The 13,523-nt window shown below is 68.2% G+C and carries 15 protein-coding genes and 1 pseudogene; 14 read left to right on the forward strand and 2 right to left on the reverse strand.

Annotated features, from left to right (window positions below):
• Positions 1-127 (reverse strand): PE domain-containing protein (locus EET13_RS09235; protein ID WP_122442004.1); only part of this gene is annotated, 127 nt, incomplete at its 3' end.
• A 549-nt stretch (positions 128-676) separates the two neighbouring features.
• On the opposite strand from EET13_RS09235, the gene EET13_RS09240 reads away from it, so the two are divergent.
• From EET13_RS09240 to EET13_RS09265, 6 genes are read left to right on the forward strand one after another with little or no spacing between them, the layout of a single operon-like run.
• Complete coding sequence (locus EET13_RS09240; protein ID WP_122442005.1) at positions 677-1,054, forward strand: YraN family protein; 378 nt, start codon at positions 677-679, stop codon at positions 1,052-1,054.
• Entirely contained in the window at positions 1,054-2,565 is a 1,512-nt protein-coding gene (locus tag EET13_RS09245) for a YifB family Mg chelatase-like AAA ATPase (protein WP_122442006.1), read from the forward strand. The genes EET13_RS09240 and EET13_RS09245 overlap by 1 nt, the downstream gene beginning before the upstream one ends.
• Complete coding sequence (gene dprA / locus EET13_RS09250; RefSeq protein ID WP_122442007.1) at positions 2,562-3,734, forward strand: DNA-processing protein DprA; 1,173 nt, start codon at positions 2,562-2,564, stop codon at positions 3,732-3,734. Before EET13_RS09245 ends, dprA begins: the two co-directional genes overlap by 4 nt.
• Before the next feature lie 33 nt (positions 3,735-3,767).
• Complete coding sequence (locus EET13_RS09255; RefSeq protein ID WP_122442008.1) at positions 3,768-4,616, forward strand: siderophore-interacting protein; 849 nt, start codon at positions 3,768-3,770, stop codon at positions 4,614-4,616.
• A 34-nt stretch (positions 4,617-4,650) separates the two neighbouring features.
• Positions 4,651-5,823 carry a lactate 2-monooxygenase gene (locus EET13_RS09260; RefSeq protein WP_122442009.1) on the forward strand — a complete coding sequence of 391 codons (1,173 nt, stop codon included), beginning with the start codon at positions 4,651-4,653 and terminating at the stop codon, positions 5,821-5,823.
• Between the two features lie 31 nt (positions 5,824-5,854).
• The gene (locus EET13_RS09265; protein WP_122442010.1) at positions 5,855-6,763 is read left to right on the forward strand and encodes a tyrosine recombinase XerC; all 909 of its coding nucleotides are present in this window, start codon (positions 5,855-5,857) and stop codon (positions 6,761-6,763) included.
• 33 nt (positions 6,764-6,796) lie between these two features.
• On the opposite strand, the pseudogene EET13_RS09270 reads toward EET13_RS09265, so the two are convergent.
• Positions 6,797-7,279 (reverse strand): annotated as a pseudogene (locus EET13_RS09270) (M23 family metallopeptidase); the annotation flags it as partial.
• A gap of 282 nt (positions 7,280-7,561) precedes the next feature.
• Here EET13_RS09270 and rpsB point away from each other — a divergent pair.
• The 8 genes from rpsB to EET13_RS09310 all read left to right on the forward strand — a co-directional run.
• Positions 7,562-8,407, forward strand: coding sequence for a 30S ribosomal protein S2 (gene rpsB, locus EET13_RS09275; protein WP_122442012.1), 846 nt, complete (start codon positions 7,562-7,564; stop codon positions 8,405-8,407).
• Between the two features lie 12 nt (positions 8,408-8,419).
• The gene (tsf, locus tag EET13_RS09280) at positions 8,420-9,235 is read left to right on the forward strand and encodes a translation elongation factor Ts (protein WP_122442013.1); all 816 of its coding nucleotides are present in this window, start codon (positions 8,420-8,422) and stop codon (positions 9,233-9,235) included.
• Between the two features lie 12 nt (positions 9,236-9,247).
• Positions 9,248-10,657 carry an amidase gene (locus EET13_RS09285; protein ID WP_122442014.1) on the forward strand — a complete coding sequence of 470 codons (1,410 nt, stop codon included), beginning with the start codon at positions 9,248-9,250 and terminating at the stop codon, positions 10,655-10,657.
• 182 nt (positions 10,658-10,839) lie between these two features.
• Positions 10,840-11,376 (forward strand): DUF1360 domain-containing protein, encoded by a 537-nt coding sequence (locus tag EET13_RS09290; RefSeq protein WP_122442015.1) that lies wholly within the window; start codon positions 10,840-10,842, stop codon positions 11,374-11,376.
• Positions 11,377-11,394: 18 nt separating this feature from the next.
• Positions 11,395-11,808 carry a ChaB family protein gene (locus EET13_RS09295; RefSeq protein WP_122442016.1) on the forward strand — a complete coding sequence of 138 codons (414 nt, stop codon included), beginning with the start codon at positions 11,395-11,397 and terminating at the stop codon, positions 11,806-11,808.
• Positions 11,792-12,271: a Na+/H+ antiporter subunit E gene (locus EET13_RS09300; protein ID WP_122442017.1), complete on the forward strand. Its 480-nt coding sequence runs from the start codon at positions 11,792-11,794 to the stop codon at positions 12,269-12,271. Before EET13_RS09295 ends, EET13_RS09300 begins: the two co-directional genes overlap by 17 nt.
• A 31-nt stretch (positions 12,272-12,302) precedes the next feature.
• On the forward strand, positions 12,303-12,533 hold the full coding sequence (locus EET13_RS09305; protein ID WP_122442018.1) for a hypothetical protein: 231 nt from the start codon (positions 12,303-12,305) through the stop codon (positions 12,531-12,533).
• A gap of 296 nt (positions 12,534-12,829) precedes the next feature.
• The coding region (locus EET13_RS09310; RefSeq protein WP_136623140.1) for a PE family protein at positions 12,830-13,523 on the forward strand (694 nt) is incomplete at its 3' end.

The following is a 13,523-nucleotide window of genomic DNA, read 5'->3' on the forward strand; positions in this document are numbered from 1 at the left end:
CACCAGCAGCCAACAAATCCGTCGTCGGCGCCAACGCCGCCGCATTAGCCGCCCCCACCGACCACCCAATACCCGCTACATCCGCTGCCGCCGCCACCAACACCTCCGGCACCACCACCAACGACATTGCGAACTCCTTCAGGTCACCGATGAATATTCACAACTATCACCAGCCCCACCACTCCGGAGGCATTTCACCCAGCTCGCAGCTTTTGCGCGCACGAGTGCGCGGCGGTGGAGCAGCGGCCCACGTCGGTCCCGGACTTGGCGACGACGACCTCGGCCACGCTCTGGCCCACCCGGCATCGTCGCCAATCGCTGAAGTTGGCGGGCAAATGGACCCATCTGCTTCTCGATGCGCTGCGACAAATTCTTTGATAGCGGCCGCGGGGTGGTCGATGCGCTGCAGGTGCAGGCGAAACAAATGTGTGATGCGCGCTGAAATTGTCGGTCCTTGCCTACACCAACTGCGGGATCTAGGGCCGCTTCCAAGACTTGGGCAACTCGGCGCGTGCCCGGGGTTGTGTTCACCGTTGACCAGCGCGGCTTAGTGGCTCGAACGTGTCGTTAGCGTCCTTGTGAATGAACGTGCGACTGTGGATAACCGCGCCATTCCTGGGTGCCGAGTGGCCACGCCCCGCGCCGGCTGTCGGGGCAGGTGCGCAGATTGACCGGCATGACAACACCAAGGACTTTGACGCGGACACAGCTCGGGGCGTTGGGTGAGCAGTTGGCCGTGGACCATCTGACCGGTCTGGGATTGCGGATCTTGAACCGCAACTGGCGCTGCCGATACGGCGAACTCGATGTGATCGCCTGCGATCCAGGTGCCCGGGCGGTGGTGTTTGTCGAGGTCAAGACGCGCACCGGCGACGGCTATGGCGGATTGGCGCACGCGGTGACCGAGCCGAAAGTTCGTCGACTGCGTCGGCTGGCCGGGCTGTGGTTGGCCGGCCAGGACCACGGCTGGGCGGCCGTCCGTATCGATGTGATCGGCGTGCGCATCGGCCGGCGGCGGGTACCGGAGCTCACCCACCTGAAGGGAATCGGCTGATGGCGCTCGGTCGCGCGTTTTCGGTGGCGGTGTGCGCGCTGGACGGCCAGATCGTGGAGATTGAAGCCGACATCACCTCGGGGCTGCCGGGTGTTCATCTGGTCGGTCTTCCCGACGCGGCCTTGCAGGAGTCGCGCGACCGGGTCCGTGCCGCCGTCACCAATTGCGGCAACAGCTGGCCTCAGGCGCGGCTGACGCTTGCCCTGTCGCCCGCGACGTTACCGAAGATGGGATCGGTCTACGACCTGGCGTTGGCGGCCGCGGTGCTCTCGGCGCAGCGGAAGAATCCGTGGCACCGACTGGAGAAGACCGTGCTGCTGGGGGAGTTGTCGTTGGACGGCCGGGTTCGGGCGGTCCGCGGCGTGCTCCCCGCCGTGCTGGCGGCCAAACGCGACGGCTGGCCGGGCGTCGTCGTTCCAGCGGACAACCTGGCTGAGGCCAGCCTGGTGGACGGTATCGACGTCTGGGGTGTCCGTTCCCTGGGGCAACTGCGGAGCTGGCTGAACGGTGCAGCCGGTTTGGGTGACCGAATCATGCCCGCAGTCACCGTCGAGGAGCAGTCCGCGGACCTGGCCGATGTCGTGGGCCAATCGCAAGCGCGGTTCGCGGTCGAGGTGGCGGCGGCCGGCGGTCACCACCTCATGCTGACCGGTCCGCCCGGAGTGGGCAAAACCATGCTGGCGCAACGTCTTCCAGGATTACTGCCGCGGTTGTCGGACAGCGAATCGCTCGAGGTCACCGCGATCCACTCGGTGGCCGGGCTGCTGTCGGAGAACACGCCGCTGATCACCACGCCGCCGTTCGTGGCGCCCCATCACAGTTCTACGGTGGCCGCCCTCGTCGGCGGGGGTTCGGGGATGGCCCGCCCGGGCGCGGTGAGCCGGGCGCATCGCGGCGTGTTGTTCTTGGACGAGTGCGCCGAGATCAGTGTCAGCGCGTTGGAAGCATTGCGAACTCCCCTGGAAGACGGCCAGATTCGCCTGGCCCGCCGCGACGGCGTCGCATGCTATCCGGCCCGGTTCCAACTCGTGCTGGCCGCCAACCCGTGTCCGTGTGCGCCCGCGGATCCCGCGGACTGCATCTGCGCGGCCGCTGTCAAGAGGCGCTACCTGGGCAAGTTGTCGGGACCATTGCTGGACCGGGTGGATCTGAGGGTGCAGATGCACCCGGTGCGGGCGGGGGCAATGTCGGCCGTCGACGGGGAGCCGACCGCGCAGGTTCGTCGCCGGGTGGCATCGGCCCGAGATGCCGCCGTCGAGCGGTGGCGAGGGCACGGTTTTGGCACCAACGCCGAGGTCAGCGGGCCGCTGCTGCGGCGGAAATTTCGGCCCGGCAACGCCGCGATGGATCCGCTGCGCAGGGCGCTCGATCGTGGACTGCTCAGCATTCGCGGCGTGGACCGCACGTTGCGGGTCGCTTGGAGTTTGGCCGACTTGGCCGGACGGGGCTCGCCGAGCCTCGACGATGTGGCCACCGCTCTGAGCTTCCGGCAGTCGGGAAGTTCGCGATGAGCGCAACGGCCGATATGCGGGCGTGGGCGTACCTGTCCCGGGTGACAGAGCCACCCTGTGCGCAACTCGCCGCCCTGGTGCGACGTGTAGGCCCGATCGAGGCGGCCGATCGGGTCCGCCGGGGCGTGGTCGACGCGGAATTGGCGCGCCACACCGAGGCCAGGCGCGACATCGACCGGGCAGTAGAAGACCTCGAGCTGCTCATGCGCCGCGGTGGACGGCTGATCACGCCCGGCGACGACGAATGGCCAACACTCGCATTTGCCGCGTTCGGTGGTCCGGCGGCGCGAGCGAAGTCGTATGGCGGGCCGCCGATGGTGCTATGGGCACGGGGTCCAGCACGTCTTGACGACGTGGTGCTGCGCGCAGCCGCGATTGTCGGAACCCGAGCCGCCACTTCCTACGGCGAACATCTGGCGGCAGATCTGACGGCCGGCCTGGCCGAGCGTGACGTTGCCGTGGTCTCCGGCGGCGCGTACGGGATCGACGGCGCAGCTCATCGCGCGGCGCTCAACTGCGACGGCACTACCGTGGCCGTGCTGGCCGGGGGTATCGACGTTCCCTATCCGGCCGGGCATTCGTCGCTGCTGCACCGCATCGGCGAGCACGGGCTTCTGATCACCGAATACCCGCCCGGCGTGCGGCCGGCGCGGTACCGGTTTCTGACCCGCAACCGGCTGGTGGCCGCCGTCGCGGGTGCGGCGGTCGTGGTGGAAGCGGGCCTGCGCAGCGGTGCGGCCAATACTGCGGCCTGGGCGCGGGCGTTAGGCCGTGCGGTGGGAGCGGTGCCCGGGCCGGTGACGTCGTCGGCGTCGGCCGGCTGCCACGTGCTCCTGCGTAACGGCGCGGAGTTGATCACCCGAGCCGACGATATTGTCGAGATGGTCGGTCACATCGGTGAGCTCGCCGCCGAGCAGTCGCGGCCCAGCGCGCTCTTCGACGGGCTCAGCCAGGCCGAACGTCGGGTTTACGAAGCGTTGCCCGGTCGCGGCGCCGCCACTGTCGACGAGGTCGCCGCCGCGTCGGGAATACCGCCGGAGCAGGTGTTGGGTCAATTGGCAATCCTCGAGGTGACCGGTGTGGTTCGGCGCGACGCTGGCTGTTGGCGCATCGTCCGTGCCGGTCGGGACCAGGCGGTGGCAACGAGTTTCCAAGGCCGGCTCGTATAGTCGACAAAGGGTCGGGTCTGGACAGGAGGACAAGTGGCAGGTCGACCACTGCAGACCTTCGAAGTCGTCGGTACCCAGGAACTCACCCGGCACTTGGTGCGGGTGCGGCTGGGCGGCAACGGCTTCGACACATTCGTTCCCAACGATTTCACCGACTCCTACGTCAAGCTGGTGTTCGTCGCCAGCGATGTCGATGTGGCCGCGCTGCCCCGTCCGTTGACCTTGGACAGCTTCGCCGGCCTACCTCCGGAGAAGCAGCCCTCGGTGCGGACCATGACCGTCCGCGAAGTCGACACCGCGACGCGTGAAATCGCCGTCGACATCGTGATGCACGGCGAGCACGGTGTGGCCGGCCCATGGGCGGCCGCGGTTCAGCCCGGTGAACCGATGTACCTGATGGGGCCGGGGGGCGCTTACGCACCCGATCCGGCCGCCGACTGGCACCTGCTGGCCGGTGACGAATCCGCGCTGCCAGCGATCGCGGCCGCGCTGGAAGCGTTGCCGGCCAACGGGGTCGGTCAAGCGTTCATCGAAGTAGGTGGTCCCGACGATGAGATCGAGCTGACCGCACCGCAGTCCGTCGAGGTGCACTGGGTCTATCGCGGCGGGCGCGCGGATCTGGTACCCGAGGACCGTGCCGGCGATCACGCGCCGCTGATCGAGGCGGTGACCGCCGCGCCGTGGCTGCCAGGCCAGGTCCAGGTGTTCATCCACGGCGAGGCTCAAGCCGTCATGCACAACCTGCGGCCATATATTCGCAAAGAGCGTGGCGTGGAAGCCAAATGGGCGTCGTCGATCTCGGGTTACTGGCGCCGCGGACGCACCGAAGAGACCTTCCGGCAGTGGAAGAGGGAACTGGCGGAGGCAGAAGCCGCCGGTTGATCGCCGGTGGCGGCTAGCCTGGCATTCTCATCCCATGGCATACCGAGCCCACTTCGGCGACTACCAGAACGAAATCTATTTCCAGGGCCTGGCCGGGGTGGTGCCGCCGCTGCCGATGGCGTTCGCGGAACTCGAGGCCAAGGCCGCGGTCGCGCTGCCGCCGTCGGTGTGGTCCTACGTCGCCGGCGGAGCGGGCGACGAGCGCACCCAACGTGCCAACCGTGAGGCCTTCGATCGCTGGGGCTTGGTGCCGCGCATGTTCGTCGGCGCCGCCACACGCGACCTGTCCGTCGAGCTGTTCGGCCTGACCTTGCCGTCGCCGCTGTTCATGGCACCAATCGGGGTCATCGGGTTGTGCGCCCAGGACGGCCATGGCGACCTGGCGACCGCACGCGCGGCCGCAGCCACCGGCGTCCCGATGATCGCCTCGACGCTCACGGTCGACCCGATGGAAGACGTCGCGGCCGCGTTCGGCGACACGCCTGGCTTCTTTCAGCTGTACACGCCGACCGACCGTGAGCTGGCCGCGAGCCTGGTGCGCCGCGCCGAAACAGCCGGTTACAAGGGCATCGTCGTCACGCTGGACACCTGGGTCACCGGCTGGAGGCCGCGCGATCTCAGTACGGCGAACTTCCCCCAGTTGCGGGGCCATTGCCTGGCCAACTACACCAGCGACCCCGTTTTTCGGGCCAGCCTGGCGCGCTCCCCGGAAGAGGACCGGCAAGGTGCGGTGTTGCGCTGGGCACAGGTGTTCGGGCGGCCGTTGTCCTGGGACGACCTCGGCTGGTTGCGTTCGCTGACTGATCTTCCGTTGATCGTCAAGGGCATCTGCCACCCCGACGACGCGCGGCGCGCCAAAGACGGCGGCGTCGACGGCATCTACTGCTCCAATCACGGTGGCCGGCAAGCCAATGGCGGCCTGCCCGCACTGGAGTGTTTGCCGGCCGTTGTCGAGGCCGCCGACGGGCTGCCGGTGCTGTTCGACTCCGGGATTCGCAGCGGCGCCGATGTCATCAAGGCGCTGGCGATGGGCGCGACCGCCGTCGGCATCGGCCGCCCTTACGCCTACGGTCTGGCGCTGGGCGGAGTCGACGGCCTCGTGCACGTATTGCGCATGATCCTCGCCGAAGCCGACCTGATCATGGCCGTCGATGGTTACCCGGCGCGCAAAGATCTCACCCCGGACACACTGCGGCGCGTCGTCTGAAACGCGGCGGGGTGTCTGCGACGGTTGGGGCGTGCCGGATAAGGGCGAGGCGATCCTCGAGGAATTCGACGACTACCTGGCGCTGCACTGCGGACGGTCGGCGCACACTCGTAGGGCCTATCTGGGCGACCTGCGGTCGTTGTTCGCTTTTCTCGCCGACCGCCGGAGCGGCCTGGAAACGCTGAGCCTGCCGCTGCTGCGGTCATGGCTGGCCACCGCGGCTGGTGCGGGAGCCGCACGTACCACGCTGGCCCGGCGGACCTCGGCGGTCAAGGCATTCACCGCGTGGGCCGCCCGGCGCGGGTTGTTGACCGGCGACCCGGCAGCTCGGCTGCAGGTTCCGAAGGCGCACCGCACGCTGCCCGCGGTGCTGCGACAGGATCAGGCGCTGGCGGCGATGACGGCCGCGAAGTCCGGCGCCGAACAGGGTGACCCGCTGGCCTTGCGGGACCGGCTGATCGTCGAATTGCTCTACGCCACCGGAATCCGGGTGAGCGAGCTGTGCGGTTTGGACATCGACGACGTCGACACCGGGCATCGGGTGGTGCGGGTACTCGGTAAAGGCAACAAGCAGCGCACCGTGCCCTACGGAGGGCCTGCGGCTGAGGCGCTGCGGGCCTGGCTGACCGACGGCCGTCCCGCGCTTGTCACCGCGGAGTCGGGTCCGGCCCTGTTACTGGGCGTTCGGGGCCGGCGGCTCGACGTGCGGCAGGCGCGGACCGTGGTGCACCAGACCGTCGCCGCGGTCAACGGCGCGCCCGATATCGGGCCGCACGGGCTGCGGCACAGCGCAGCAACTCATCTCCTCGAAGGTGGCGCCGACTTGCGGGTGGTGCAGGAGTTGCTGGGCCATTCCAGTTTGGCGACTACGCAGCTGTATACCCATGTCGCGGTGGCCCGGCTGCGCGCTGTTCACGACCAGGCCCACCCGCGGGCCTAGTGGGGCGGATCAGGCCGAGCCGGCTCAGCCCACCAGTGGCTTGAGCCGTATGGGCGTGGATTTCACCAGACCCAGCGGATCGACGTAGTCGGCGCGCGAAGCCGGGCCAAACATCGCCCCCCAATGCAGGCACGCCTGGGTGGGGCAGCCGGCATGGCCGGGCACCACTGTGCCCACGACCGTCTGCGCCGTTACCAGCTGGCCAGCCCGGACGGTCGCGCGTACCGGCTCGTAGCTGGTATGCAACCCGCCCGGATGGGCCAGCGAAACCACCGGCCGCCCCGCCAGCAGGCCGGCGAACACAACGGTCGCGTCGCCGGCTGCATACACCGGCTGACCGGGGGTAGCGGCCAAATCCACACCACGGTGTCCGGGACGCCAGTTCGGCGCGGGCGCGTCGTAGTCGCGGAGCACCGCCGGACGCGGACGCAATGGCCATTGCAGCCGAACGTCGTCTGCAACGGCCGGCGCAGCGCTGAGCAGCGTCCAGCACAAAATCAGCACCAACGGTCGCACCGACTTAGTTCAGCGCCGTCCGATCCCCGGCACCAGTCACCGGCGGCGGTTCTGGGGAACGTGCCCCCGCTGGGGAAAGCCATGCCCTGATGCGGTGTAAACTGCTCGTCGCAGCTCGTCTTTTGCGGGCTGACTTCGCGCGTCTGCACCGCGACTCCCGTTGTTCAGGAATTCGCACCGCATGCCGGGCGGTCCCGTAACAGGGTCCGGCATCGCAGCAGCCGCCAGGGCCCGGCTTCACCCGATGCCGGGCGAACAACCGACAACAAAGGAATACCGGCAATGGCCGTAGTCACCATGAAGCAGCTGCTTGACAGCGGCACCCACTTCGGGCATCAGACCCGTCGCTGGAATCCCAAGATGAAGCGGTTCATCTTCACCGACCGCAACGGCATCTACATCATCGACCTGCAGCAGACCCTGACGTTCATCGACAAGGCGTACGAGTTCGTTAAAGAGACCGTCGCGCACGGCGGCACGGTGCTGTTTGTCGGCACCAAGAAGCAGGCGCAGGAGTCCGTCGCCGCCGAAGCCACCCGCGTCGGCATGCCGTATGTCAACCAGCGCTGGCTGGGCGGCATGCTCACCAACTTCTCCACGGTGCACAAGCGGCTGCAGCGCCTCAAGGAACTCGAGGCGATGGAGCAGACCGGCGGCTTCGAGGGCCGCACCAAGAAGGAAATCCTCGGCCTGACCCGGGAAAAGAACAAGCTGGAGCGGTCCCTGGGTGGAATCAGGGACATGGCCAAGGTGCCCTCGGCGGTCTGGGTCGTCGACACCAACAAGGAGCACATCGCCGTCGGTGAGGCCCGCAAACTCGGCATCCCGGTGATCGCGATCCTGGACACCAACTGCGACCCCGACGAGGTCGACTATCCGATCCCGGGCAACGACGACGCAATCCGTTCGGCCGCCCTGCTGACCAAGGTGATCGCCTCCGCGGTGGCCGAGGGCCTGCAAGCGCGCGCCGGGCTGGGCCGCGGCGACGGCAAGCCGGAGGCCGAAACCGCGGAGCCGCTGGCCGAATGGGAGCAGGAGCTGCTGGCGGCGGCGACAACCCCGGTGACCGCCGGTGCTGCCGATCCGACCGCCGAAACCTCCACCGAATCAACCACTGACCCCTCATAGGAAGGCTGATCATTGGCCAACTTCACCGCTGCCGATGTCAAGCGGCTTCGGGAGCTCACCGGTTCCGGCATGCTGGACTGCAAGAACGCACTGGCCGAAGCCGACGGCGACTTCGACAAGGCCGTCGAGGCGCTGCGGATCAAGGGCGCCAAGGACGTCGGCAAGCGCGCTGAGCGAGCCACCGCCGAAGGCCTGGTCGCGGCCAAGGACGGCGCGCTCATCGAACTGAACTGCGAGACCGATTTCGTCGCCAAGAACGCGGAATTCCAGGCGCTGGCCGATCAGATCGTGACGGCGGCGGTGTCATCGAAGGCCGCCGACGTCGATGCGCTCAAGGCGGCTACGGCGGGCGATAAGACCGTCGAGCAGGCAATCGGCGAGCTGTCGGCCAAGATTGGCGAGAAGCTCGAACTGCGCCGCGTGGCAAACTTCGACGGCACTGTCGAGACCTACCTGCACCGGCGGTCGGCGGATCTGCCGCCTGCGGTCGGTGTGCTGGTCGAGTACCAGGGTGGGGACAAAGATGCCGCTCATGCCGTCGCGCTGCAGATCGCCGCGCTCAAGGCACGCTACCTGTCTCGCGACGACGTTCCCGAGGACGTCGTGGCCACCGAACGCCGCATTGCCGAGGAGACCGCGAAGGCCGAGGGCAAACCCGAGCAAGCGTTGCCCAAGATCGTCGAGGGGCGGGTGACCGGGTTCTTCAAGGACACCGTCCTGCTGGAGCAGCCATCGGTGTCCGACAGCAAAAAAACTGTCAAGGCTCTGTTGGACGACGCCGGGGTCACGGTGACCCGGTTCATCCGGTTTGAGGTGGGCCAGGCCTAGCGGCTCAAGCCCATGACCCGCATACACGCTTTCGGTGACGACGCGCTGGGCGATCTCGACGCCGTCGCCCTGGCTGACGCCATTCGCGGCGGCCAGGCGGACCCCACAGAACTGGCCGAGGCCGCGATCGCGCGAAGCCAAGCCGTCAATCCCAAGCTCAACGCCGTGGCGTACGAAGCCTTTGACATGGCGCGTGACACGGCGCGACGCGGTCCGGCCAGGGGCTTTTTCGCCGGTGTGCCCAGCTACATCAAGGACAACGTCGACGTCACCGGGTTGCCAACGATGCGCGGCACGGATGCGTGGACGCCGCACCGGGCGGGCACCGACAGCGAGATAACGCGGGTGCTGCTGTCCACCGGCCTGATAGCGCTGGGCAAGACGCAGATGTCGGAGTTCGGGTTCAGCGCCGCCGCCGAGCATCCGCGGCTGGGGCCCGTCCGTAACCCCTGGCACACCGACCACACGGCGGGCGCCTCGTCATCGGGATCGGGAGCGTTGGTCGCCGCCGGTGTGGTGCCCGTGGCGCACGCCAACGACGGCGGCGGCTCGATCCGCATCCCAGCCTCCTGCAACGGCCTGGTGGGGCTCAAGCCGTCGCGCGGCCGGTTGCCGCTGGACCCACAATTGCGGCGGCTGCCGATACGCATTGTGGCAAACGGGGTGCTGACCCGCTCGGTGCGCGACACCGCCGCCTTTTATCGAGAGGCCGAACGTATCTGGCGCCTGCCCAAGCTGCCTCCGGTGGGGGATGTGACCGGGCCGGGTAAGCGACGTCTGAAGATCGCCGTGATCACCCGTTCGGTCCATGTCGAGGCCAGCCCGGACGTGCGCGAGCTCACACTGAAGTCGGCGGCTGTGCTTGAGGAACTCGGTCACCATGTCGAGCGGGTCGACCAGCCGCCGGTGCCGTCCAGTTTCACCGAGGACTTCGTGCTGTATTGGGGGCTGATGGCGCTGGCGCAGGTGCGCTCTGGTCGGCTCACGTTCGGTAAGACGTTCGACCGGACGCGGCTGGACAGCTTGACTCTGGGTCTGGCGCGCAATGCTCGCCGCAATTTTCATCTGCTCCCGGCGGCGATCGTCCGGCTACGGGGGGTTCGGCGGCACACGGCGCAGTTCTTCGGCACCTACGACGCGTTGCTCACCCCCACCCTCGCCGATGCGCCGCCGCGCGTCGGCTATCTCGCTCCCACCGACTATCAGCAGGTCATGGACCGGATGGCCAAATGGGTGGCATTCACGCCGCTGCAAAACGTCACCGGAGAGCCGGCGATCTCGCTGCCGCTGACCCAATCGGCGAGTGGGCTGCCGGTGGGCATGATGCTGGCAGCCGACCTGGGGCGGGAAGCGCGGCTGCTGGAGTTGGCCTACGAACTCGAAGAGGCTCGTCCCTGGGCGCGCATCCACGCTGCCCCATAGCTCCCAAGCTCCTAGCCGCTCCCGTGCCGGATCGCAGCCTCGCGCCGGCTCACCAGGATCCGGCATCCGGCGATCGGACCGGCCGGCGGCGCACGCCGTGGGCTCCGCGCCCCGATAGGTGGGATTGCCGGACCCTGACTCGGGGTAATCGACGTCCAGACCCCAACCGTCGAGGAGCCATCGTGGGCGATGCACCAGAAATCACCAACGGCGTGGCCGAGCGTGCCCGACGCGAAGCCGACACCTATCGCGGCGACAATCCCCGTCCGCTGGGCGGTTACGTCGTCGTCCTCGCCGGTTACGGTGTGGTGGTCGCGCTTACCGCCCTGGTCGCCGCGGCCACCGGCAGAAGGTTGCCGGAGCGCTGGCGGGCACAGGATCTTTTCACCCTCACTATCGGTACCCACAAGCTGTCGCGCTCGTTGACCAAGGATGCGGTCACCAGCCCGCTGCGGGCGCCGTTCGCCAAGTACTCCGGCACCGGGGGGCCGGCCGAGGTGCGCGAGGAGGTTCGGGACGACAGCGGACTGCGGCATAGCCTCGGGGAACTCTTGACCTGTCCCTTCTGCCTAGACATGTGGGTGGCCACGGCCCTGGTGATCGGGCTGATCTTCGCGCCGAGGTCCACCCGCCTGGTCGCGGGCACGTTCACCGCGCTGGCCGGCGCCGACTTCCTGCAGCTGGCCTACGCGACGGCCCAGCAGGCAGCCGAGGGCTGAGAAAAGGAGGAGATCCAAATGCCGAAGACCACCAAAGGCGGCACGCCGAAGAAGAGTGAGCTGCCCAGCACGCTGCAGCGCTCCAACGCCAAGGCGCAGCGCACGTTCGCCAAAGCCCACGACGCCGCCGCGAAGGAGTACGGCAGCGAACAGCGCGCCCACCGAGTGGCCTACGCCGCCCTCAAGCACAGCTTCGAAAAGGTCGGCGACCACTGGGAGCCCAAGAAGAAGAAGGGCACTTCTGACGAACTGGCCAAGGGTGGTGGTCCGCGCAACACCGGCCGCTCGGCGGAGGGCGTCGACGCCAACGCCAGCAAGAAACACCTGCTCGACGTCGCGCGGCGGCTCGATGTGCACGGCAGATCGACGATGACCAAGTCAGAACTGGTCGACGCGATCAAGAAGCACAACCGCCGTGTCCGCGGCAAGTAAGCGGTCGCCTGACATTCTTGGTGAAACCGGCCTGTGGTGGATGCTGATCGCCGGTGTTTGGCTGGCCACCCTGAGTTCCCGCACGCCTGCGGAACTGGCGGTGATGACGGTGTGCACCCTGCCGGCTGCGGTCATGGCGCGCTCGGCCCGGCGCGCCAACGCCGGCAGCTGGCAGTTCCGGATCGGCTGGCTGGGCTGGCTCGCGACGGCGGCGCGTGACGTAGTGCCACAAGCGGTCGGCGTGGGGGCGCACCGGTTCACCAAGCGCCACGCGGTCATCGGCGCCGTGCCGCTGCCCGACGAAACCCGGCCGGTAGCCGCGGCCCGACGAGCGGCCGCGGTGCTTACCTTGGCCACGACACCGGGAACCGTTGTGCTGCAGTGTGATCCGGACACGCGGTCGGTGCTGATGCACTGCACGCGGCCGCGACCGAGCCGCCTCGAGACGGCGGTGCAACGGTGAACCCGGGAGAACTGGCGGAGAACTGGCGGAGGTGCTGCTACTGGTCGGGGCTTTCGCGCCGGGCATCCTGATATCTTCCCGAGGCCTGCCCCGCCAACGGCTGGTGGGACTCGAGTTCGCCGGCGTGGCCGCAATCATGGCGCTGACGGTGTTGTGCATTGGGTGGCAACGGGATTCGTCTCTGATGGTCCCGCTGGCATTGGGCCTGGTGTCGCTGCCGAGCACGCTGGTCTACACCCGGCTTCTTGCCCGCAAGAGATGACCGTCCAGTTGATCGGTTGGGCCGTGGTATTCACCGGGGTGGCGGCCCTCTCGGTCAGCGCACTTGCGGCAACGCTGCGGGCCGAGGTGTTCGCCGACTGAGTCGGGATTGACGCGTCGACCAGAGGTAGGTGCAAGTGGCGACTCGAGCGTCGCCCGGCGTGGGTCAGGCCTGGGCGTAACCACATTTCATCGAAATAGGCCAGTAGTTGGCAGGTGACGAATATGATCGCGACCTAGCTACGTCAACGTCAATCATGTTCGCGAGCTTTCGCGGCCAGACGGTTGGGGATTGCCATGTCGTTCGTATCGATTTCGCCGGAATCCGTAGCAGCAGCCGCCGGGGATCTAGTCAGACTCGGATCGACAATTGGCGCGGCCAATGCGTCTGTCGCAGCTCCCACCAGCCAAGTACTGGCCGCCGCCGCGGATGACGTGTCGATACGGATCGCGGCGTTGTTTGGCGGATATGGCCTGCAGTACCAGGCGATCAGCGCTCAGATGGCCGCCTACCACGAGCAGTTTTTGCGGATCCTGAACGCTGGTACGGGTGCGTATCTGGGCGCCGAGGCGGTCAACGTCGAGCAGAGCCTGCTGGGCCTGATCAATGCGCCCACCCAAACGCTCTTGGGCCGACCGTTGATCGGCAACGGCGCTAACGCGACCACTCCGGGCGGGAGCGGCGGCGACGGCGGACTGCTAATCGGCAATGGGGGCAACGGTGCTCCCGGCGCACCGGAGCAGGCCGGCGGCGCGGGCGGCTCGGCGGGGCTGTGGGGCAACGGCGGTGCGGGCGCCGCCGGTGGCGCGGGCGGAGCCGCTGGCGGCGCGGGTGGCGCGGGCGGATTGCTGGTTGGCATGGGTGGGCCTGGCGGCGCCGGCGGAATCGGCGGCGGTACCGGCGGTACCGGCGGCAGCGGCGGCTGGGTGTGGGGCGGCGGCGGGCCCGGCGGCGACGGCGGCTATGGGGGCGGCACCGGCGGGGCAGGAG

Source organism: Mycobacterium attenuatum, from assembly GCF_900566085.1.
GTDB lineage: Bacteria > Actinomycetota > Actinomycetes > Mycobacteriales > Mycobacteriaceae > Mycobacterium > Mycobacterium attenuatum.

Excerpts from the sequence above, each read along its gene's own strand:
- rpsB (WP_122442012.1), top strand. The coding sequence starts at position 7,562 with ATGGCCGTAGTCACCATGAAGCAGCTGCTTGACAGCGGCACCCACTTC.
- EET13_RS09245 (WP_122442006.1), top strand. The coding sequence starts at position 1,054 with ATGGCGCTCGGTCGCGCGTTTTCGGTGGCGGTGTGCGCGCTGGACGGC.
- EET13_RS09260 (WP_122442009.1), top strand. The coding sequence starts at position 4,651 with ATGGCATACCGAGCCCACTTCGGCGACTACCAGAACGAAATCTATTTC.
- EET13_RS09295 (WP_122442016.1), top strand. The coding sequence starts at position 11,395 with ATGCCGAAGACCACCAAAGGCGGCACGCCGAAGAAGAGTGAGCTGCCC.
- dprA (WP_122442007.1), top strand. The coding sequence starts at position 2,562 with ATGAGCGCAACGGCCGATATGCGGGCGTGGGCGTACCTGTCCCGGGTG.
- EET13_RS09240 (WP_122442005.1), top strand. The coding sequence starts at position 677 with ATGACAACACCAAGGACTTTGACGCGGACACAGCTCGGGGCGTTGGGT.
- EET13_RS09285 (WP_122442014.1), top strand. The coding sequence starts at position 9,248 with ATGACCCGCATACACGCTTTCGGTGACGACGCGCTGGGCGATCTCGAC.